A 21,869-nucleotide genomic window follows, 5' to 3' on the forward strand; every position below is an offset into this window, starting at 1 on the left:
TCCGCGATTTTTCCAATATATCCGCGATTATCACAAGATATCCGCGATTCCCCTATAATTCGAGCTTTACCCCACTTGTTTTTTGGTCAATCATTTTTCGAAGAACTGATCCAATATGTGCCCCTGCCTCTACAGGCGGTGTCCCTTGTGGATGGATATTAGATATAACGGTTCGTTCTGATTCAATCATCCCCTTTCTTGGTCGGTAGCACATATAGGCACTCATCGAACTGGCTGAAACAAGACCTGGACGTTCACCAATTAATAGAACGAGCGCTTCTGGCTGCAGGATTTCCCCAATATGATCCATACAAGCTACCCGCCCTCCTTTTACAAAAAAAGGAGTCCCCCATGAAAGATCATTTACTGCCAATGAATCTAGCAATGCTGGATAAACATCCTTTAGGTTTGTTTCTACAGCACTGGCACTTAGACCGTCTGAAACGACAATTTGAATTTGTGGCCTCATTTGGCACCGTTTCTTTATGATATTTTCCGCTTCCTCTGTCAACACTCGCCCCTTATCAGGCCTTTTTAAATAGGTCTCCTTATTTTGATAACAGGTTTCAACCGTAAATAAGTCAAATTCCTCTAAGGACTTTTCAAATACCTCACCGCCTACGGCATCAATGGCTGCGGCATGATCAAATTGCAGCTTTAACATCGTTTTCGTTAAAGGTCGTGTTCCAGTTCTCCATACGCCAATTCGTGCCGGGGTTGAAGAAACTAAATCGCTTATTCCCTCCTTATATGCTGGGGAAGGGACTGTTGTCTTCCAATATTTTTCTGAGAATGTCATTTCTCGTGACTCAATATTGATGTTAGCTGTCTTCACTTCTTCCACTGGTCTAGTTTTTAGTTCCTTTTTTAATTGCTCCATTACTTTTTGAATAATGACCTCAATTTCCCTTTCCTTCAATTACATTCACTCCCCCTTTCTATATAAAAATCGTTGGGTCTCCTGCACGCTCGGTTAGAATCCCATTCTCCATTAATCCCATTTTCTCAAGCCATTTTTCGAAAAATGGTGCCGGACGTAAACTAAGAACGCGTCTGACTGATGCAATATCATGAAAGCTGGTAGATTGATAGTTCAACATACAATCATCAGCCATTGGTACACCAATAAGAAAATTCACCCCTGCCGAGCCAAGCAGGATAGCTAGGTTTTCCATATCGTTTTGGTCTGCATTCATATGGTTGGTATAACAAACGTCTACCCCCATTGGAAGTCCCTGCAATTTTCCCATGAAATGGTCCTCTAAACCGGCACGGATGACTTGCTTACTATTGTACAAATACTCTGGTCCAATAAATCCAACCACAGTATTCACAATAAATGGTTTATATTTTCTCGCTAAGCCATAGCATCTCGATTCTAATGTAACCTGGTCAATCTTATGGTGTGCATCAGATGAAAGCTCAGAGCCCTGACCAGTTTCGAAGTACCAGAGATTAGGGCCCTGTGAGGTACTTTCCTTCTGAATCAAATCATTTGCTTCATTTAGGAGGTCAACGCTAATTCCAAATGCCTTATTTCCTTCCTCTGTTCCTGCCAAGCTTTGAAACAAAAGGTCAGATGGTGCCCCATTTTTGATTGCCCGCATTTGAGTAGTTACATGGGCAAGGACACAGTTTTGTGTAGGAATACTAAATCGATCGATTTCTTCCTTTGTCATTTCAAGGATTTGTTTTACACTTTCGATCGTATCGATTACCGGGTTGATTCCAACCACTGCATCCCCAATACCATAGCTTAATGCTTCATAAAGGGAGGCTCTAATTCCTTGTATATTGTCGGTGGGATGGTTCGGTTGGGCTCTTCCGGCAAGGGTCCCTTTAAACCCTATTGGATAATTACATTGGGTAACGACTTCTATTTTTGAAGCAGCTTGAATTAGGTCCATATTGGACATAATTTTGGTAACAGCTGCAACCATTTCACTTGTTAAACCTCTCCTAATTCTGCTTATTTCAATATTCGTTGTGTTTTCAGATAATAAATATTCCCGAAGCTCACTAATGGTCCAATTAGCGATTGATTGATAGATTTTTTCATTGATTGCTTCCTCTATCACCCTTGAAACCTCGTCCCCCTCAGGTGGGAGTACTGGGTTATTACGAATATCACTAAGAGTTAATTCTGATAAAAGATGCCTCGCAGCTAATCTCTCCTGTGCGTCCTCTGCTGCAATCCCAGCCAATTGGTCCCCAGATTTTTCTTCATTCGCCTTTGCCAGAATCTCTCTTAAGCTATTAAACTGATATGTTTTATTAAGCAATGAAATTTTTGACTTCAACTTCCTCACCTCCCTGGCTTAAACTACACCTTATCACTATTAAGAAAAAGCCAATGTCTTAACCACCACAGGGACCATAGAATCATTGAGTGGTTCACCAATATCAATGTAATCACCATGTTCAATCATTACTTGATCAATACAAATCACCACAAAGTCACCTTTGCTTTCCAACCTGAGCAGCTGTCCCAACGCCTTTGCCATGTCATTCTCACAAATAATCACGAGAATATTGGAGGTTGGAACATACTTTTCATACTGTTCTCTCAGATTGGAAGCTAATTCCTTCAATTCTAAGTAAGATAGGTAGTTTAAACCGCTTATACCAAAAGCAAAGGGTAATTGGTCATTGTGTTGAAATAATTCCCTACCGATTTGAATAGCATTTTCGACACTTCTTTTAAAATCCAAATCCGATAAAATTATTTTTACCACAGGAATATTTCGTAATGGCAAAATTCTTGATTGGATAGAAATTGTTGAACCACTAATTTTTGTCGTTTGCATCCCTGCTCCGATGACCGTTGCCCTTGAGGTTTGCAAAGCCTCAACCTGTTGAAAAGGATAATTGTTTAAGGCCTTTGTTAGCTCTGAAGCAAGGATTGGTCCAATATCGTTATAAGCTGTGACCTCTTCTAAAGAAGTTGGTGGCCGTTCATGCTGAAGACTTCCAATGCCACCAGATATCATTAAATAATCAATTTTAGGAATTTCAGAACAGGAAGTACTGTGGATTATGGGTTCCAAATCTGTTATGGATTTTTTTCCTGATAAGACATCAAGTAATTCACAGCAAAGCGTTGAAACAATCTCTTTTAGAAAGAAAAATGTGATGGTCTGCCCTTGTTGAATCTTGAAATTATTTTTAAGCAACCATTTTTCTAGTGGAGGGGACACGGATAAAACCTCACCAATTCGATTAAGTTGAATCAATTTTCCTCCAATATGAAAGGTGATTGTCTCAAGTACCCCTCCTTGTTTAAAAAGGGCAACATTTGCCGTTCCTCCACCAATATCGATGTTTGCCACAATTCCCTTCGTTTTCTTGGAATACTCCGAGGCTCCTGAACCACGCCCAGCTAGAACCCCCTCTAAGCTTGCTCCTGCAATGGCAACAACAAAGTCCCCTGAGCGTTCAGCCAAATAATGGACGAGGGCATCTGCATTCTTTTTTATGGCTGTTTCCCCAGTGATGATTACAGCACCCGATCCAATATCCGAAAATGTGAACCCTGCCATCTGGTATTCTTTTTCAAGCCAGGATACTAATAAACCCAGGTCAATTTCGTTTTCATCAATAAGCGGGGTAGAGATAATCTCGCTCATATAGGCAATTTTCCGATCCACAATATCGAAATGTGGTAGAGCAAAATGACTTGATACCCTGCCTATCGTTAAGTGACTAATGATTAGTTTAGTTGTGCTTGTGCCAATATCGATTCCAACACTTTTGATCACAGTATTTGGTTTTGAAAAAGGAATCACCCCCTTTAAGTATTAGATTGTTTTTTTAATATTTGCTCTGATAATGACTTTAGAGAAATTCTTTTCTTCATGCTCTGTTCTCTTAGCCATTGATAGGCTTCTTCTTCAGATAGCTTCTTTTTTGCCATGACCTTCCCCTTTGCTTTTTCTATAATCCTCCTCTCCTCCATTTTTTTCTTCAAGGAACGAATATCCTCTGTTAAGGAATCAAATTTTCTCTTTTGATTCATAGCCATCTCAATTGCTGGAAATAAATCAGCTTCTGTTACTGGTTTTACAAGGTAAGCTGTTACACCTGAATCCTTTGCTTTTTCGATGAGCTCACGCTGACTATAGGCGGTTAATAGGAGAATGGCCGTGTTGCATTTTTCTTGAATGATTTTTGACGCTTTTAATCCATTTAACACAGGCATTTTGATATCCATTAGGACTAAATCAGGGTTTAACTTTATGCATTGCTCTACTGCTTCCTCTCCATTTCTACATTCCTTAACAATTTCACAGCCTTCTTCCTTTAGCATTTCTCGTAAATCCATCCGGATAATTGGATCATCATCAACAATCATGATTCTATAATTCATCATGCTCCAGCTCCCCTTCTGGAATTGGAAATGCTATTCTTACTTTCATTCCCTTTCCTGTATTGAAAAATTGAATGGTACCATTTAGATCCTCTTGGACTAAGGTGTGACATATTTCCAGACCTAAATTTCCTCTCTTCTGGGGTTCATATTGAAATCCAACTCCATTATCAGCTACGAGAATGGTTACCTCATCTTTATTTCTTTTAATATGAATTCGTATCTTTCCATGGGATTTCTCCTGAAAGGCATGATTCATCGCGTTTTGGACCAGCTCATTTACAACCAATGCAAGAGTACTTGCATTCCGAGGATTTAAGAACAAAGAGTCACCATGTACATTTACTCGAATGATTTGTTCCTGAAATCTCATCGAATGAACAATTCCCTTTGTCATGAATTCGAATATTTCTTTACAGTCCACTTCATCCAACCCATCCTGAGATAACACCTCGTGAATAATTGAGATGCTCATAATCCGATTAATGCTCTCACGAAAAATGCGCTCTACTTCAGCAGATTGTGACCTCCTCATTTGCAATCGAAGAAGGCTTGCAATGGTTTGGAGATTGTTCTTTACACGGTGATGAATTTCCTTGATAACGGCAGACTTAATCATGATTTCACGATCCTTTTGCTTCATTTCTGTCAAATCCCTTAAAAGAAGAATTCCGCCAACTATTTTCTTGCCTCTGTGAATGCAGACTACTTTGATTTGAACATAAAGCTTACCCTGCTGAAAATCCTCTGATAAAACACCACCATGCCTTTCGAGCTCCATCATCGAAAAGCGCCCAAAGCAAAGCCTCTGAACATTGGTTCCAACCAGTTTTTGTGCTTCCCCAAATTCCTCCAAGATGGCATGTGCCCGTTCATTAGCAAAAGTAATCAGCCCGCAATCATTGAATATAATTAATCCTTCATGGATAAGAGAGGGCAGTGTATTTTCTTTCATTGCCTGCTGGAATAAAGTCTCCCCTAGCTGCTCGGTAGTTTCTATTAGCATTTCTACATGTTTTTCCTGCTCGACCATTTCCGTAATATCTCGCTCCATTATTAATGCAGCAATCGTCTCATTTTTACTATTTTTGATAGGGGTAATATTTTGCTGGATACTGACTTGTTCTTGAGAAATTCCACGTGAACCGTAGACGGGTTCTCCTGTTTGCAGACAGAAAAATACGCCAGGCTCATTTTCCTTTAACGCAATTTCCCCGATTACTGGACGCTTGTATAACGATTTCCCGTTTTCCGGATGAGCTTCAGCAACTACGATTGCAGTATCCTTCATAGGGGTAAAGCAATCAATAAATACATCAGCTTGAGAAACATTTGCCCATAATTGTAGTTGCCTTGAAACACCTTGAATGATTCGGACATCCTCCTCTAATAAGGAGGGCATGAATAATCCCACTTCGCTCATTTTTTTCCCCTTTCCGAATGGCCAAGTTTTGTACAATGTTATTCGGAATTTCCCTGCAATATTCACTACTGAGGGACAAAGGATACTGTAAGCAGATGGTTAAAATGATTAATCTTCTTAAATTACATTTGTTCAAGTAATTCTTCTATTATCCAAGATGCTGTAAAACAGCCTCTCTTAATTCTGCAATCCCTTCATTTGTAATGGCTGACACTTGAAAAATCCTGCTATTTGGAACAACCTGTTTCAATAGTTTTGTAGCCAATGCTATATTTGCATCAGCGTGATCCATTTTGGTAATGACTCCTATGGGGGTTAAAGGAAAACCTTGTGAAAAATTTGGTGGTAGTGATTGATGGGATTTGGTCGCATCTTGAATGACGAGCAATACTTTTGCCTCTAAGGAAGTGGCCATTAAAGAACGGTAATACATTGGATTTTCGCTGTATTCACCAGGTGTATCAATAATCCAATCTACATAATGTAAGCTTTGAGTCTTCGTAACCTGCGAGGATTGATTAAGCAGGGCTTTCGTCAAGGTCGACTTTCCGGACCCAACGGAGCCAATCAGCATCACTTTTCGCTTCCTCATGATCTAGTAACCTCTGCTGGTTCAAATTTAAGATGGCTACTTAAATAGTGATTAATCGAATGAATGGCCATCTCCACATTGGAAACAGTGCCACAAATAACTAAAGAGCCAGTAAAGCGGTCTAAATAGCCTATTTCCACATCTGCAGCCTTCGTTGCGATGTCCGCTGCAATGATGGCCGTTTCTGTTGGAGTTAAGGTTAGTATTCCAATTGCCCCTGCCTCATTTATTCCAAGCCTTGAATATAATGCTTCATCGGGATTCGCAATAATATGTGCTAACGTCAGCTGTTTCCCAGGAACGTATTCTTGTATAACACGCTGCTTTTTCTCATTCAAATTATTCAACACCCTTTGCAAAATTAAACTTCATGGCTAATCAAACTCATCTCGAACCTCAAGTGAATCCACAATTCCAACTACAACTGCATCAACAGGAGTATTTTTATCAAAAATGGTTCTTGCAGGACTTCCACGTGAGATAATTACGACTTCTCCTTGGCCAGCTCCAATCCGATCAGCTGCAATAATTGGCTGTCCGACGACTTCATCCCTCATGTTAATAGGTTCAATCATTAATAGCTTGAGGTGGCTCATCCCAACTTCCTTGTGTGTAGCCCATATACTTCCAATCACCTTTCCGAGAATCATAGGATGGATCTCCCTTCAATCACGAGCTTCATCTTTTTATCCTTTATAAAGTCCATTGCCATTGGAGAAATAATCGTATTTTTACTTACAACCAGAGTATTTCGTTTTAATCCATTTTTTGAAAGCCAATCGGTGGTAAGTACTTTGTCATTAAATACAAATGTATCTCCATCACAATTTTCTTCCATTTGAAGAAGTAGACTTATTATATTTTTGTAAAGGTGGGCTTGCTTGCATAAGTGAAATCCCATATCCTTAAGCTCTAAAAGATATCTCTCAAACCTTCTTGTTAAAGATAATGGCAATTCAATTGTCTGAAGGGTTCTTCGATCAGAGCGCTTAATTCCAGGTGAATCCTCACCGATAATGACTGGTTTATTCATAACAAGTGCAGAAAAGGCAATCTCAGCTTTAACAGTACCTTTAAGCCCGTGACAGATTCTTGCTGCATTATCTATATCAATTTCTGGGATGATAATGGCATCATAATCCTTTGGTAGTTCGATAGGAGCCTTGGCATATTCATCAGCAGCAATCATTTGCCTTGCGCCTGTGGATTGTATCTCGTTTATTCCTAACCAAGCGGAGGTTTCTCCATCAAGAAACAACAGGTCGTAATCGATTGAATGCTTAGCCAATTCAATAAATTGATCTGAATAAGGTTCGTGAGCAGAACTGTCACAAAAGATGTATAGTACTTTTTTTCTATCCTCCTTTCCCAAATTAGTCACCAGTTCTCGTGTAATTCTTTCCACCAAGCTATGAAGCTTTTCGTTATCCATGACGTTCAACCCCTACAAAAGTTGAAAATAAGCGATGATTTTTCCCAATCATTCTCACCTTATCTCTAGTTGTTAATTGAGCGGCATTGGCTTCATCCTGATCAAGATGAAAATCTAATACATATGATTCTTTTACTCTAGCAATGACATCATAAAAGATGATTGACCTTTCTTCAGAGAGAAGTATTATAGAATCGCCGTTCTGAACGTCAAGCTCCTTTGCCTCCTTAAGTGACATATGGACATGATTTTTTGCAACGATTAACCCCTTGTCGATGGTCACACACCCTTTTGGACCCACAATCGTGATACCTGGAGTTCCATCAATCGACCCGGAAAGCCGGATGGGGGGATGAATTCCAAGCTTAAAGCCGTCCGTTCTTGATACCTCAACCTGGGTTTGCTCTCGAAATGGTCCTAAAATACGTACATTTTGAAGTACACCCTTTGAACCTACAATCGTCACTGCCTCTCTTGCCGCAAACTGTCCAGGCTGTGAGAGATGGCGTTCTTCGGTTAAATCAGCTGTGTCTCCGAAGAGAACTTGAAAATGCTCTACACTTAAATGAACATGGCGATTGGAGACTCCCACTGGAATCAATATAGAGGAATGATTCTTCTCCTCCAATCCTTTGGGAATGTGGGTGATTCGAATTTTGTGTTCTAATAAGAAATCTCTTGCCGAAGGGGTCAGTCGATCTCCATCCTTCAAGGGATACTCTTTGGGCAGCTTTTGTTTCAAATATAATTGACGTAAGCTCTTTTCGGTAATAAGTACCATCTACTCTGCATCCAATTTTGGAAGAATCAGCTCTATATCGGAGTGTGGGCGTGGAATCACATGGACAGAAACAAGTTCTCCAACATTAGCTGCCGCCGCTGCCCCCGCATCTGTTGCGGCCTTAACCGCACCAACATCCCCACGAACCATGACCGTAACAAGACCTCCTCCGACCTGCACCTTTCCAACTAAACGGACATCTGCTGCTTTTACCATAGAGTCTGCCGCCTCAACCGCACCAACTAAGCCTTTTGTTTCAATCATTCCTAATGCAGAAGTTTCTCTTGCCATTTTTTTGACCCCCTAGATTTAGTCTTTTAATTGCTGAATAATATCTATGACAATCTTTCTAATTTCCTCCTCGCTAACCCGCTGCTCTACTGCTTCTTCATCTCTGAGATTATTCATTTCCTTACTTGTATCTCTTTTCATTTCTCTAATCCCAAAGGCAACCCTTTTAATATTCATGAGATGTTCTGGACCGATGTTATCTGAAGTGATGTTATTCCCATATGTTCCACATCCCAATGTTAAAGAAGGAAAAATACCTGTGGTTGAGCCTATTGCTCCAAAGGTCGTTCCAGAATTGACAATAATTCTTGATGCTGGTTTCTTTAATGCAAAGGCACGAATCACTTCTTCATCCATTGCATGAATGCCCAGAGTGTGTCCGAGTCCTCCAAGCTCTAAAAGCTTCATACAAATATTGCAGCCTTCTTGCCAATCCTTTACGATATATAGAGTTAATATTGGTGAGAGCTTTTCTAGTGAAAAGGGAATGTTTTTTCCCACTTCCTTTTCCTCTCCAACAAGAATTTTGATGTTTCTAGGAATTTCTATTCCAGCCATTTCTGCCAACCTCTGAGGGGACCTCCCTACTATTTGAGGATTCAAGCTATTATTTTTTAAAATAATCCCTGCAACCTTTTCTTTTTCACTAGCATTAAGAATATAGGCATAATGCCGCTCCAGCTCTTTCAAAAGCTCTGATTTAACCTCTTCATCTACAACGATTGCTTGTTCAGATGCACAAATCGTGCCAAAGTCGAATGCCTTGCTTTCTATGATTCTCCTAGCAGCTTCTTGAATATCAGCACTTTTATGCACATATACAGGTACATTTCCCGGTCCAACTCCATATGCAGGCTTCCCTGAGCTATAGGCCGCCTTGACCATCCCTGGACCCCCAGTTGCAAGAATGAGGTCCGTTTGAGAATGGGACATTAATTCCTTTGATGCCTCAAGTGAGGAATGCTCTAAGCATTGAATGACTCCCTTAGGAGCTCCAGCCATAACAGCCGCGTAATGAATGATCTTGGCTGCATGAAAAGAACAATTTTGCGCATTTGGATGTGGACTAAACACGATTGCATTTCTTGCCTTTATTGCGATTAAGGCCTTGAAGATGATGGTGGAGGTCGGATTCGTAGAAGGTACAATTCCCGCAATAACACCTACTGGTTCTGCAACCTCCCATATCCTTTTTTCCACATCTTCTTGAATAATCCCGACCGTCTTTAATTCTTTTATTGCTTCATACACTTGCTTTGCGGCAAAAAGGTTTTTAGTAATCTTATCTTGTATATTGCCAAATCCAGTTTCTCGAACGGCCATCCTGGCTAATTCCTCTGCTGCCTTCTCTGCCGAGTTACTCATACTCCAGACAATGTCATCTATTTCTGATTGAGTCATTTCCTCCAACGTGCTTTGAGCCAACTTTGCAAGAGACAGTTTGTCGCGAACCTCTTGAATTGATAACAGGTCAGCATCCATGTTCATCCGTATCCCCCTCTCGACTTAAATTTTTCAAGTCTCCAAGTAGTTTCTCTCTTTGTCGAATAGAGTTGATTTTTTCATTATCTTTCCAATTCTATCGATGCTCTTTCTAAAATGTATAATGTGGAAAAGACGCTATCTTCTTAACAGTTTCTGCAAAAGCCTCAGCCGCTGCGGAGCATGCAGATTGGCTTCCTGTTAAAAGTCCCCCTCCAAAGTTGGTTTCAGTAGGAGGTCCATAAAATACACATAGCCGAACATCTGCTGCTTTTAATGCAGCATCCAGTCCAACCACAGCCTCAAGGGGAGGAGCAATTAAATACGCTAGCGGCTCCCCAGCTTTAATTCCAGCTATCTTCGACAAATAGGTTCCAGTTCTAGAAATTGTATGAGCATAATAAGCATGTTCCCCTTTTTCATCTACTGAGTAAAAGGATGGTCCCTCATTAATCATCCTTACAGCAACCTCTAAACCACTCTTTACCTCTGACGGAGTGGCTCCACCTAGAATTCCTAAAAACTCACCTGATAATGGGCCCGAGGAATGTGCAGCACCTGCATAAAATGATTTAGCATAAACTACCTCTACTGCCGCATTTTTAGTTGCTTCATCTAATGCAGTGTATCCGACATCATCACTCGTACTTGTGACTAAAGCAAGGCTTTTTATCTGATTGGATAGGTTCAGCTTCTCCTTTAGACCAGCATCCACATTAGGTATGATTCTGCTTGCTAATGCAAGAGCCTGTACCCGTTTGACATTCATCCAGTCACCTCCTCCTGCTTTTAAAAAAGCAAAAGGTGCCCTGTATACAGTAAAATACCTGCAGACAAGGCACCATTGCCTATTTGTATTCACTTTTTATTTATTATTACTTTATGGTATTTGTCTTATTTTTATGACATATTGACTAACCTAACGTATTGGTAAAGTTATTAAATTGACACGTTCTTATTAATCGATATATAATTATCTCGAATTCAAGATATTTCTTTTCAAATTAATTAGAACAACAGGGATAGTTAATAATAAGAGAATGATTCTTTTTGCGAATAAAGGAGAGGTAAAATATGTTAAGAAAAATTGATAGTAAAAATATGGGGAGTAGCAATCTTGGTTGGCTAAGAAGTAAATTTCATTTTTCCTTTGCAGAATACTATAATCCAGATAATATGAACTTCGGTGTTTTAAGGGTCATTAATGACGATTTAGTTGAGGCACATACTGGATTTAGTAAGCACCCACATCAAAACATGGAAATTATTTCTTATGTAGTCAATGGGCAGCTCACCCACGGGGATAGTATGGGGAATAATAACACAATTACCCGCGGTCATGTCCAATATATGAGTGCAGGAACAGGAGTTTTTCATAGTGAGTTTAATCATGGAAATGAAACCTTGCGCTTCTTACAAATTTGGATTCTTCCGGACAAAATCGGGCACACTCCTAATTACGGGGATTACCTTTTTAACTTTGATGACCGCCATAATCAGTGGTTGCATATAGTATCAAGTGTGGAGGGAAATGCACCAATAAAAATTAATCAAGACGCCAACATTTACTCATTGGAGCTAGATCAGGGAAAAGAAATTGAATTCCCTGTGAAAGATGGTAGACAGGCCTACCTTGTACAAATCGAAGGAAACACTACGATTAATTCTATTGAATTAGAGGCAAGAGACGCTTTGGAAATTATTGAGGAGAAAATATATATAAAAGCGGATGATGCATCACACATATTAATCGTCGAAATGATGAAACAATAATATAAAACCAAAAGCCAATTCAATCGAATTGGCTTTTCTATTTACACATTTAGATAGTAATCTCATATTATTAAACTAGTTTATGGGCATACCATTTCTTTCCCTTAAATCTCCATTCAAAGATGAATCCTCGAACAGCCCATTCACCAATCATAGCGATCCATACGCCTGTAATTCCAAATCCAAAGGTAATACCTAAAACATATCCAGCTACTACCCGGAACAACCACATGGATAACAGGGATGTGATTGAAGTAAAGTTTGAATCTCCAGCAGCCCGCAACGCAGATGGCAATAAAAAGGCTGGTGACCATAGGATTGGTTGGGCAATTGCCGTGATGAGTACTAGGATAAATATTGTATGGGTTATGGTTTCTGGAGCCGAAAATAATCTCATCATCATCGGAAAAAGCGGCAATAAAATGGCTGAGGTGATGACATAAAGGATGGAAGAAAAACCTATAAACGATTTAATAAATTTCCTTGCATCCTTGATATTTCTTCGCCCCATACACTGGCCAACAACCGTTAATATAGAAATACTTAATGCGTTAGGCCCCATTTGAAATAATAATGTAATGGAATTGCTAATTGCGTTTGCCGTTAATGCTAAAGTACCTAATTGTACAATAAAGGTTTGAGTTAATAGCTTCCCTCCATTGAAAAATAGCTGCTCGGCAGCAAACGGAAGACCGATAAACATAATTTTCTTTAAAATGGAGAAATCAAACTTAAGCGCATTTCTAAATTTAAATTGGATGGTACGATTATATTTTTTTATGTAAATGACTGAAGCTGTAACTCCTAATAATCTGGCTACAATTGTAGAAATGACAAGACCAACGATTCCCATATCAAGCATCGTTATGAAAATAACATTCAAGACGGTATTGGTTAAATTCATTACTAGGGATAAATTCAGGCAAGGCTTCGTCTCCCCTACTCCCCTTAATGACCCAGTAACAGCTTGAAAGATGGCTATTAATGGGTAGGAAAGGCTACTTCCAATTAAATATAACTTCGCATTCTGAAATACATCCACTTCCACTTTCCCGAAAAGCAGATTTAACACCGGCACATGAAAACTTAATACGAAAACACTAATCAGCAAAGAAAAAATGGTAACTGCAGAAATTGCTTGGGTTGCTGTTTTTGAGACCATTTGGGCATTCCGTTTCCCCTGATATTGTGCCACAATAACCGTTCCACCCGTTGCAACAGCAATAAATACATTGACCAAAAAAATATTCAATGAATCTACCATACTCACCGCACTCACTGCGGCGACCCCTGATGAACTAATCATCGCTGTGTTTAATAAACTCATTAATATTAAGAAAGCCTGATCAACAAATATCGGAATAATAATCGAAAATATTTGCTTGTAATTAATGGAATCCCCAGTAAGATATTTGTCCATTAATGAAACTGTTTTAGTCTTTAATTTTAGTTCAATACTACTCACTTTACGACACTTCTTTGGTGTATTTCGCCTTCGAGACGCTGTTTTTTAAAATAACAGGATTTATTATACCACCATACCATTTTAGTGAAAGTGTCTTTTTCGTGAATGTTTCCCTTGAAAACCAGCTGCCACCTATTTATTTTCAGAAAATTATGTTATCATTACTTAGGATAAATTTACTATGAGAGGGGGAGTTTCGTTTGAATAGGAAGCTTTTTTATACAAAAATCGTCTTAGTCATTGCACTCATCCTTAGTGTCTTCACCCCAATCTTGTCAAACGAAGCAGAAGCAGCTAGTAAGAAATATTCAGCGAGTGTTATTTCTAGTAGTGTTAAAGTGAAAGATAAGGCGTCATCTAAAGCTAAGACGGTTGGGACATTAAAAAAAGGCACCAAAGTAACCGTTTATGCAAAAACCAAGAGTGGATGGTCGGAAATAAGATACAAGAGTAAGAAAGCTTATGTTCCAACCAAATCCTTAAAATTTGCATCAAGTCAAAGCAGTTCAACAGGAAGTTATCTACGAAACACAAAATATCTCTATACTTATCAGATGTACTTCTCCTACCCAAGTAATTATATTGACTACACCACGAAGTTCACAAAAAAAGATAAAGATGGCTACAATGTCTGGTCGGATACAAACAAATGGGTAACCGTTGAAAGAGAAAAAGAGACCAAGTCTGGTCTATATTTAGACGGAAGAAAGTTTTTGTCCTATCCCCTAAAAGAAGGGAAAACATGGAAATCCGGTGACATGACCTTTACCATTAAGAAAATTGGTACGACAGTTGAAACGGGAGCAGGAAAATTCAAAAATGTTGTAAGAGTGGATACCAAATATGATTCTTTATCAACTATCCTAAGCTATTATTTTGCCAAAGGATACGGCCTTGTTTATGTAGGGGACCTTCAAACTCCTTTAACAATGAAAGATTTAAAGAAGATTAAAAAGTAAATGATCCCTTTAGAGGTTAGTAATGGATTAATTGAATGGTAGGAAGAAGAGCTTGGGAGATCCCAAGCTCTTCTTAAGTTTGAATCGTCGAACTTAATTATATTAATAGGCTGTCCAACCAGAATCTGCAGCAATTACAGCTCCATTAACAAAGCTTGATTCATCAGAAGCAAGGAACAGAGCAACTCTTGCAATATCTTCTGGTTTTCCCATACGTGGATTTGTTTGCATACCAACGCCTGTTCTACCCATTCCGTATTCACTCAAATTGGTCATCGTTGAACCAATATTGGTTTCCACGCCACCAGTAGCAATGGCATTCGCACGAATTCCTTTATCAGCATACATAAAGGCAGTATTTTTAGTAAGACCGATAGCCGCATGTTTGGAAGCAGTATAAGCTGCTCCACCACGTGCCCCACGAATACCTGCAACTGACACATTATTTACAATCACGCCATAGCCTTTCTCTAAAAAGAGCGGCATAACTTTACGAGATGAAAGCATGATTGACTTTGTATTCACTGCAAGAACTCTATCAAATCTCTCTGTGCTGATTTCCCCGATTGGTTCCATTCCATCCATGATTCCAGCATTATTTACTAATATATCCACTGTTCCATAAACTTCAACAGTTTTATCTACTAAAGCATTCACACTTTCTTCAGATGCCACATTGGCCTCAACTGCAATCGCAGTCCCACCATTTGCTTCTATCCCTTCAACCACAGCTTTAACACCTTCGAAATTCAAATCTGAAGCAACAACCTTTGCTCCTTCTTTGGCATAAAGCTCAGCAATAGCTTTTCCCATACCAGAAGCTGCCCCTGTAACAATTGCTACTTTTCCTTCTAATCTCATAGTAATTCCTCCGTTGCATTATTTTGGAATTCGTTATTTCATGTAATGAATTTTTCATAAGAATAACTATTAATTCCAATTTCCACTATACTTGATTGGTTTATAAATATAAACTGTTTTTCCATATATTTCACATTTTTGAAGAAAACATACGATAATTTAGTATTTGCACACGTATTTTTCTTGCTCAAAGCCCACCTATTTGCTATCAAAAAATCCGCAGATACTCTCCAATAGAATCCTATTATGGTATTATATAGGAAATATCGTTTTGAAAGGGGATTGGGAATGGAGCAAGTGTTGCATGCGATTCAAGATATTTATCCAGAGGATGTTGCTTGGTGTTATGGATGTGGTCGTTTAAATGAAGGGGGACATCATTTCCGAACGGGTTGGGATGGCGATAAAACGGTTACTTTTTTCCAGCCAAAGCCTGAACATATGGCTGTTCCTGGATTTGTTTATGGAGGAGCTATTGCTTCCTTAATTGATTGTCATGGAACAGGTTCAGCAGCGTTATTTTTGCATCGAAAAAATGGACATGAAATTGGAGATGGAACTGAGCCTCCAAGATTTGTAACTGGTTCATTAAGAGTCGATTTTATTAAGCCTACACCTAGCAATCTTCCATTAAAGGCAATTGGAAATGTTTCCGAAATTCATCCAAAGAAATATAAAGTAGAAACAATTGTTTACGCCGGCGACATACAAGTAGCTAGCGGAGAGGTTATTGCCGTTGTTATGCCAGAAAACTTTGCAAAGTAGCCAAAAGGTTGGGACTAACTAAAGTCCCAACCTTTTGGCTTTATTTTATTTTCCTCTGTTTTATTAATCCAATGACAATTGGAAGAATGGTTCCAACAATTATTATTGGTAGTATCCACCGATTGAATCCCTCTCCCCAGCCTAAGGCAACGATCACCGAATCAAACAAGATTATGGAAAAGATGATCACACAAATATTCTTTAATTGATTTAATTGCTTTCGGCTATTTATGTAAAACTCCCTGGCATTCGATTCATTCAATCTATCAGGATAATTATGGACATGAGGATTTTTCTCTAAAAGTTGCATGGTAATCAATATGATTACACTTATTACAGGCAAAATAATTAATTCAAATTTGGAACCCAGTCGGTCTACCTCTCCGTATCCATTATAATGAGCTGGGACTTCTTCAGGTAACATCCTCCATACATAGATTAAAAGAATGATGGACCCAAAATAAAAAATATATCCAATAATATCCCAAACCTGTTCACTCTTTGTTTTAGGTATTTTTAATTTTGGTCGATTCAAAGAATTGGATGTCATTTCTCCACCATCTCCTTTTAAAAGGTCGTTTATTCCCAACTACTCCATGTATAGTTTATTTTAACACACGTTTGTATTGACCATAAATTTCATTCTTTTTGAGAGATTGGGATGAATTTTCAAGATATTAAAAGGAAAATAAAATGCTTTAGCCAACTATATATTTATTCGAATTTATCTAAAAATAAAGTTTTTATTAAATTTCCATCTATTTGTTTTTTATAGACTATGATGTTTTTGGGGAGAGGAAACAAATGGAATACTCAATTTTACTTGTCGAAGATGATCAAGAAATTGCCTTGAATATTCGCGAATATTTACTAAAAAGAAATTTTCAAGTTACATGGGCTTCAACTGGTTTAGAGGGCTGGGATGATTTCCGAAATGGAAGTTACAGCCTTGCGATTATCGATTTGATGCTGCCTGAAATGGATGGGTTTACTCTATGTCAAAACATTCGTTGGGAGAGCGATATCCCCTTACTTATCCTCAGTGCACGGAGTGAAGAGGATGATAAGGTTCGAGGTCTTAAATTAGGTGCAGATGATTATTTGACAAAGCCCTTTAGCTTACGAGAGCTTGAAGCAAGAATAGAGTCTCATTTAAGACGGTTTAATCGTTACCATAGTGATGACATTCCTGAAAAAAAACTCTCCTTTAAAGGCGGGCTAACCATTTTCTCTGAAAAAAGAATCATTAAGATTCATGGAAACGAGGTTGCTCTAACAACTAAGGAATTTTCAATCGTTTATCTATTGGCTAAAAATCCTGGGCGCCCCTTTACTAAAAAGGAAATTTACGAGCATATTTGGGATGCAAATGATTTGGATGGGAATAACACTGTCACCGTTCATATGAAAAGCCTTAGAACAAAGCTCGGCGATTCATTAAAGCAACCAAAGTTTATTCAAACAGTATGGGGTACAGGATATCGATTTATCGGAGAACCAATATGAAAATTAAATACTGGCTCATGTGTTCTTATTTAATCGTCATGCTTCTCCCTATTATATTCCTTTTCCTACTGATTTCTATGGTTCAATCCTATGACAATAAACAAGAAATGCTGGATTACATGGAAGTTCAAGAAAAACTGGATTTATATGATCGTCTCTTAAATAATCCTGAACTTTATTCTGGAAGAAAACATTTTGAATATGATCGATTAAATAGCTATACATTGGAACAAACAACATTTACTTTGTATGACAATGATGGATTTATACTTTTCTCTACAGGTCCCAATTCAGAAATTAAGATGAAGAAAAAGAAGGATGAAGTGTATCAAGGACTTTACGAGCTCAAGCCCAGCTATAAATCTTTTGAATACAAAAGGCCAGTTTTTTCTAATGAAAAATTAGTCGGATTCTATGAAATTACCTTTCTTCGTGTGGATTGGCTAAGAGGGGTGGAGAAGAGACAAAGTTATGCTATTACCCTTTACATTGCTTTTTTTATCATCGTGTATTTACTCGCTATTTACCTACTTAAAAAGAAGCTGTTTACCCCCTTACGTTTCTTAATGAATGCAATGAGTGCATTTGCAAAAGGTGAAGAAAACGTAAGTGTGCCAAGAAAAAAGGATGAAATAGGTGATTTAATCACTCATTTTGAGAAGATGCAAGCAGAGATTAAGGAAAAAGAAGCAGCTATTTTAACCATGCAGGAACAAAAGCAATACATGATTGCATCTATTTCACATGATATTAAAACTCCTTTAACAGCAATTCGTACATCTGCAGAAGGTTTATTAGATGATGGAATTGACAGAAATTTGCGAAATAACAAATTGAATATGATTTTAACTAAAACCGATTATATTCACCAATTAATTGATGATCTAACTATTTATAATCTTCTACAATCGAGTCATTATTCCCTTGAGACTGTTGAAGTTGAGGGTCAGGAATTTTTTGAAATGGTTTTATCCGATTATGACACGTTAGCTAGTTCTACTGGAATTCAATTAAGTACACATATTGATGTAAATGGAAACTATCTCGTCAATACAAAACAACTGTTAAGGCTTTTTGATAATTTAATCATCAATGCTATTCATCATACAAAAAAGGGTGGAACCATTTGGTGCTGTGCCTTTTCCAACGATAGAAAGACACCAGAGTTTCTTTTTTCAGAGGCTAAGGAATGGATGAATACGATGGAAATGGATTCATTGGGAGTTTGGCTAGTGGTTCAAAATGAAGGTGAGGCCGTTCCACTATTAGAGCAAAAGAAATTGTTTGAACCACTCTATCAGGGAGATCCTTCGAGAACGAAAAAAACAAATCAAGGAGACAGAGGGAGTGGATTAGGTCTTTCTATTTCAAAAATGATTATCGAAAAGCTTGGTGGAGAAATAATTATGACTTCATCAAAAGGGGATGGGAACACGTTCATCTGTTTTCTCCCAGAATGCAACTCTAGTATAAAGGAGCCAATTATAGATGAGACATATTAAATATATGTTATCTTTTTTTCTCTTTTTTCTACTCAGTAGTTGTCATCCTGCAGCATTGCAAAAAGCCTCTCCAAATTTAATATTAGAAAATATGGTAGAACAAAGAGAAAAACCATCTTATTCGAGTTTCTATCAAGAGGTTGAAACGAGTACGTATTACAAAGGAAAGCTAGTTGGTATTCAGCTGTTAAAGGTATGGGAAGATACGGTTTCTGGGGTTGCCAAATATGAACTAATTGATTCAGAGGAAGGAACCTTTTATATACTCATGACAAATAGGTATATGACTATTTATAAAAAGGGAAATCTTCGTGCAACAATAAAACCCATTACAAAGCAACCAACAGATTCATTATTTTCCTATAAAAACGATGTCATCCAAAGATTGGAATCATTAAGAAGTACACACAAGGTTCGATTAAAAGGAGAAAGCAAGGTTGGGAAGGAAGATGCTTATCATATTATTGCTATCCCGAGAGATGAAAACCATATATTAGGTGAACAGCACCTATGGATAAGTCAAAAAACATGGGTCATTCTAAAGCAGAGCTATAAGATTGAGGATAAATATGTTGTGGTTCGTTTAAAGAAGTTCTTGGAGAATCCAAGAATCTCTCAGGATATCTTACTTTTACCTGACTTTGATCACATTGTTTTTCAACATGAGCCAAAATATTTTGAACGAATGATTTCCAATGACAAATTTGCTTCTTTAGACTATTTAAAAATGAAACCTAATAATCAAATCAAAATATATAAAGCAAAGGAATTAATCTCTCCGAAAAAAGGAATTCAAGTACTATTCTTAAAGGATGGAAAAGAATATTTTCAATTAAAGGCTATTGAAATGGATAGTGAAGATAAGAATGTTTTTCAGCCAAAGTTAGAAAGCACCCTACGAATATTTAAACAGCCTGTTTACATTCAGCCCATTCCTAGTATTGGAATGGAATTAACCTGGGTATGGAAGAACAAAAACTACGAGCTGTTATACTTTGATCCTTTTGCTACAAAACAAGAATTGAATCAATTACTAAAGAGATTTTATTAAAATGAAAGGTTAGGAGCATATATGAAGAAAATTAGTATTAGTGTTTTGCTAATCCCTTTGTTGTTTAGTTTTTTATGGATAAATGAAAAAAAGGCCTATGCAAATGAAAATAATAATGAAGGAATAAGTGAATTTGCCAAAGCACTTGAAGACTCTTTAAAGGACACAATTAATTATTATCATGAGAATTCCTCCGTCATCCTGGATTCTGTAGATATCCAAGGAAATGTTTTTAAAACGATTTCCGCAGACGACCCAGATACAGAGGAAAATGAAGAGAAAACTGAGGAGTATACATCACATATTATTGCAGGGTATATCGAATATGAACAAAAAAGAGATTCTCTCTTTATCTTTAAGAAGAAGGATGTCTATTACTATGATCTTGATAAGAAAGAATTCCTTACAGCTAGCAATGTATTTGGAAATGAAGAAATAAAGAGCTTTTTTCAAAAATATATGCATCATTTAGAAAAAGAAATTACTCCACTTTCTAGCACCATTGCCATGATCTTCATTTCTAGCATACTCATCTTCCCGCTTATCATTTTAATATTCCATCATCAAGGGAATAGGATAAGTGGAAGACGTTATTCTGAGGATAGGAATCTAAAAGTGTAATCCTTACAAACAAATATAGGGGTTGGCCTTCCCGCCTACCCCTTCTCTAATTATTAATATAAATGGATCGATCTGACATTGTTAAAAATTTCCACATTAACTATATTTTTTAATAAAATCTAAGGCTACTCTTCCTGCAATCGTTGGCTGCTGCATCCATACGTATGCATGAATCGAATCCTTCATTTGGACAATTTCATATGGGAATTTTAAGAAGCATGCAAAGGCTTCCAAACTTCCTCGAATATTCGAATGACCCCATTCCTCTTCACTTGGAAGAAATAAAACTGGACAGCGAACTTTTTTATAGTAATCTTCAAACCTTAAATCCCAATATTTAGTAATGTACTCTATTCTAACATTATTCTTATAATGACTGGTAAAGGAACCTTCATCTGTCTTTTCTATACAGCTTTCTACGAATGATGCAAAATATTCATTCCATAGACCCTGATTAATAAATGAATCTTTCATTTCATTAAAAATGGCTTCTTTTGTTGGGTGGTTTGGCAATATCCTACTAGCCAATTGAAGACGAATGCTCTCCTTTTCCCTCTCTATTTCCTCGTCTGTCCCCTTAAACTGTCCAAATTCACCAAATTCGTTATAGAGCGCGCCCTCACAAACGAAGGATTGAACCATTTCCGGATGATTTGCTGCCAAACTTAAACCAACCTCAGCACCTAAGGAGCTTCCAATGATATGACATTGTCGAACCTCTAATTCTTGCAAAAGCAGGAAAATGTCATTTGCCATATCGTCAATATGATAACCAGTTATAGGTTTATCTGATTTTCCATGTCCACGATAATCAGGAGCCACAATATTATATTCGTTTTCAATTAGCGGAATAATCCCATCCCACATATGTGAGGTTCCTCCACTAAAATGAAGGAGCAAAATCGTACTCTCCTTGTCTTTTTGATACCGAACATGAATTCCGATAGAATTTTTTAATTTAATTAGTTGTTCCTTAATAACGATGACCTCATTTCTATG

At 37.8% G+C, this 21,869-nt stretch carries 24 protein-coding genes; 7 read left to right on the forward strand and 17 right to left on the reverse strand.

The annotated features are described in order from the left end of the window. Positions 1 to 52 precede the first annotated feature (52 nt). From eutC to eutL, 13 genes are all read right to left on the reverse strand, one after another. Complete coding sequence (eutC, locus tag BQ6100_RS08555; RefSeq protein WP_075983492.1) at positions 53 to 880, reverse strand: ethanolamine ammonia-lyase subunit EutC; 828 nt, start codon at positions 878 to 880, stop codon at positions 53 to 55. A 58-nt stretch (positions 881 to 938) separates the two neighbouring features. After that, positions 939 to 2,300, reverse strand: a complete 1,362-nt coding sequence (locus tag BQ6100_RS08560) for an ethanolamine ammonia-lyase subunit EutB (RefSeq protein WP_075981271.1) — start codon at positions 2,298 to 2,300, stop codon at positions 939 to 941. Positions 2,301 to 2,339: 39 nt separating this feature from the next. Then, the gene (locus tag BQ6100_RS08565) at positions 2,340 to 3,758 is read right to left on the reverse strand and encodes an ethanolamine ammonia-lyase reactivating factor EutA (RefSeq protein ID WP_075981272.1); all 1,419 of its coding nucleotides are present in this window, start codon (positions 3,756 to 3,758) and stop codon (positions 2,340 to 2,342) included. A 32-nt stretch (positions 3,759 to 3,790) separates the two neighbouring features. Beyond that, the gene (locus tag BQ6100_RS08570) at positions 3,791 to 4,369 is read right to left on the reverse strand and encodes an ANTAR domain-containing response regulator (protein WP_084780294.1); all 579 of its coding nucleotides are present in this window, start codon (positions 4,367 to 4,369) and stop codon (positions 3,791 to 3,793) included. Beyond that, positions 4,356 to 5,789 (reverse strand): sensor histidine kinase, encoded by a 1,434-nt coding sequence (locus tag BQ6100_RS08575; protein ID WP_075981273.1) that lies wholly within the window; start codon positions 5,787 to 5,789, stop codon positions 4,356 to 4,358. The genes BQ6100_RS08570 and BQ6100_RS08575 overlap by 14 nt, the downstream gene beginning before the upstream one ends. A gap of 148 nt (positions 5,790 to 5,937) precedes the next feature. Beyond that, positions 5,938 to 6,381, reverse strand: a complete 444-nt coding sequence (locus tag BQ6100_RS08580; RefSeq protein ID WP_075981274.1) for a EutP/PduV family microcompartment system protein — start codon at positions 6,379 to 6,381, stop codon at positions 5,938 to 5,940. Further along, entirely contained in the window at positions 6,378 to 6,719 is a 342-nt protein-coding gene (gene eutS, locus BQ6100_RS08585; protein ID WP_075981275.1) for an ethanolamine utilization microcompartment protein EutS, read from the reverse strand. Before eutS ends, BQ6100_RS08580 begins: the two co-directional genes overlap by 4 nt. A gap of 36 nt (positions 6,720 to 6,755) precedes the next feature. Further along, positions 6,756 to 7,031 (reverse strand): EutN/CcmL family microcompartment protein, encoded by a 276-nt coding sequence (locus tag BQ6100_RS08590; protein ID WP_075981276.1) that lies wholly within the window; start codon positions 7,029 to 7,031, stop codon positions 6,756 to 6,758. Next, positions 7,028 to 7,813, reverse strand: coding sequence for a hypothetical protein (locus BQ6100_RS08595; RefSeq protein ID WP_075981277.1), 786 nt, complete (start codon positions 7,811 to 7,813; stop codon positions 7,028 to 7,030). Before BQ6100_RS08595 ends, BQ6100_RS08590 begins: the two co-directional genes overlap by 4 nt. Further along, positions 7,806 to 8,594, reverse strand: a complete 789-nt coding sequence (gene pduL, locus BQ6100_RS08600; protein ID WP_075981278.1) for a phosphate propanoyltransferase — start codon at positions 8,592 to 8,594, stop codon at positions 7,806 to 7,808. Before pduL ends, BQ6100_RS08595 begins: the two co-directional genes overlap by 8 nt. Beyond that, on the reverse strand, positions 8,595 to 8,885 hold the full coding sequence (locus tag BQ6100_RS08605; protein WP_075981279.1) for a BMC domain-containing protein: 291 nt from the start codon (positions 8,883 to 8,885) through the stop codon (positions 8,595 to 8,597). An 18-nt stretch (positions 8,886 to 8,903) separates the two neighbouring features. After that, positions 8,904 to 10,373: an acetaldehyde dehydrogenase (acetylating) gene (locus tag BQ6100_RS08610; protein ID WP_075981280.1), complete on the reverse strand. Its 1,470-nt coding sequence runs from the start codon at positions 10,371 to 10,373 to the stop codon at positions 8,904 to 8,906. 106 nt (positions 10,374 to 10,479) lie between these two features. Further along, positions 10,480 to 11,136, reverse strand: a complete 657-nt coding sequence (eutL, locus tag BQ6100_RS08615) for an ethanolamine utilization microcompartment protein EutL (protein ID WP_075981281.1) — start codon at positions 11,134 to 11,136, stop codon at positions 10,480 to 10,482. Between the two features lie 305 nt (positions 11,137 to 11,441). On the opposite strand from eutL, the gene BQ6100_RS08620 reads away from it, so the two are divergent. Next, positions 11,442 to 12,140 carry a pirin family protein gene (locus tag BQ6100_RS08620; RefSeq protein ID WP_075981282.1) on the forward strand — a complete coding sequence of 233 codons (699 nt, stop codon included), beginning with the start codon at positions 11,442 to 11,444 and terminating at the stop codon, positions 12,138 to 12,140. A gap of 70 nt (positions 12,141 to 12,210) precedes the next feature. Here the strand turns inward: BQ6100_RS08620 and BQ6100_RS08625 are convergent, their stop codons facing one another. Beyond that, positions 12,211 to 13,560 (reverse strand): MATE family efflux transporter, encoded by a 1,350-nt coding sequence (locus tag BQ6100_RS08625; protein ID WP_084780557.1) that lies wholly within the window; start codon positions 13,558 to 13,560, stop codon positions 12,211 to 12,213. A gap of 245 nt (positions 13,561 to 13,805) precedes the next feature. Here BQ6100_RS08625 and BQ6100_RS08630 point away from each other — a divergent pair, with 245 nt between their 5' ends. Continuing rightward, the gene (locus BQ6100_RS08630; RefSeq protein ID WP_075981283.1) at positions 13,806 to 14,564 is read left to right on the forward strand and encodes an SH3 domain-containing protein; all 759 of its coding nucleotides are present in this window, start codon (positions 13,806 to 13,808) and stop codon (positions 14,562 to 14,564) included. A gap of 102 nt (positions 14,565 to 14,666) precedes the next feature. Here the strand turns inward: BQ6100_RS08630 and BQ6100_RS08635 are convergent, their stop codons facing one another. Then, positions 14,667 to 15,425 (reverse strand): SDR family oxidoreductase, encoded by a 759-nt coding sequence (locus BQ6100_RS08635; protein WP_075981284.1) that lies wholly within the window; start codon positions 15,423 to 15,425, stop codon positions 14,667 to 14,669. Positions 15,426 to 15,713: 288 nt separating this feature from the next. Between BQ6100_RS08635 and BQ6100_RS08640 the strand changes: the two genes are divergently transcribed. Further along, positions 15,714 to 16,190, forward strand: a complete 477-nt coding sequence (locus tag BQ6100_RS08640) for a PaaI family thioesterase (protein ID WP_075981285.1) — start codon at positions 15,714 to 15,716, stop codon at positions 16,188 to 16,190. A gap of 40 nt (positions 16,191 to 16,230) precedes the next feature. Here the strand turns inward: BQ6100_RS08640 and BQ6100_RS08645 are convergent, their stop codons facing one another. Continuing rightward, positions 16,231 to 16,740 carry a DUF1648 domain-containing protein gene (locus BQ6100_RS08645; protein ID WP_173719820.1) on the reverse strand — a complete coding sequence of 170 codons (510 nt, stop codon included), beginning with the start codon at positions 16,738 to 16,740 and terminating at the stop codon, positions 16,231 to 16,233. A gap of 254 nt (positions 16,741 to 16,994) precedes the next feature. Between BQ6100_RS08645 and BQ6100_RS08650 the strand changes: the two genes are divergently transcribed. Genes BQ6100_RS08650 through BQ6100_RS08665 form a run of 4 tightly spaced genes read left to right on the forward strand, consistent with a single transcriptional unit; the run spans position 16,995 to position 20,870 of the window. Then, the gene (locus BQ6100_RS08650) at positions 16,995 to 17,696 is read left to right on the forward strand and encodes a response regulator transcription factor (protein ID WP_075981286.1); all 702 of its coding nucleotides are present in this window, start codon (positions 16,995 to 16,997) and stop codon (positions 17,694 to 17,696) included. Continuing rightward, positions 17,693 to 19,198, forward strand: a complete 1,506-nt coding sequence (locus BQ6100_RS08655; RefSeq protein WP_075981287.1) for a sensor histidine kinase — start codon at positions 17,693 to 17,695, stop codon at positions 19,196 to 19,198. The genes BQ6100_RS08650 and BQ6100_RS08655 overlap by 4 nt, the downstream gene beginning before the upstream one ends. Further along, positions 19,185 to 20,249 (forward strand): LolA-like protein, encoded by a 1,065-nt coding sequence (locus tag BQ6100_RS08660; protein ID WP_075981288.1) that lies wholly within the window; start codon positions 19,185 to 19,187, stop codon positions 20,247 to 20,249. The genes BQ6100_RS08655 and BQ6100_RS08660 overlap by 14 nt, the downstream gene beginning before the upstream one ends. Before the next feature lie 21 nt (positions 20,250 to 20,270). Beyond that, positions 20,271 to 20,870, forward strand: a complete 600-nt coding sequence (locus tag BQ6100_RS08665) for a hypothetical protein (RefSeq protein ID WP_075981289.1) — start codon at positions 20,271 to 20,273, stop codon at positions 20,868 to 20,870. A gap of 96 nt (positions 20,871 to 20,966) precedes the next feature. Here BQ6100_RS08665 and BQ6100_RS08670 read toward each other — a convergent pair whose 3' ends face one another. Then, positions 20,967 to 21,770 carry an alpha/beta fold hydrolase gene (locus BQ6100_RS08670; RefSeq protein ID WP_075981290.1) on the reverse strand — a complete coding sequence of 268 codons (804 nt, stop codon included), beginning with the start codon at positions 21,768 to 21,770 and terminating at the stop codon, positions 20,967 to 20,969. Between the last annotated feature and the right edge of the window lie 99 nt (positions 21,771 to 21,869).

It is taken from the genome of Bacillus massilinigeriensis, from assembly GCF_900117315.1.
Taxonomy (GTDB): Bacteria; Bacillota; Bacilli; order Bacillales; family Cytobacillaceae; genus Bacillus_BE; species Bacillus_BE massilionigeriensis.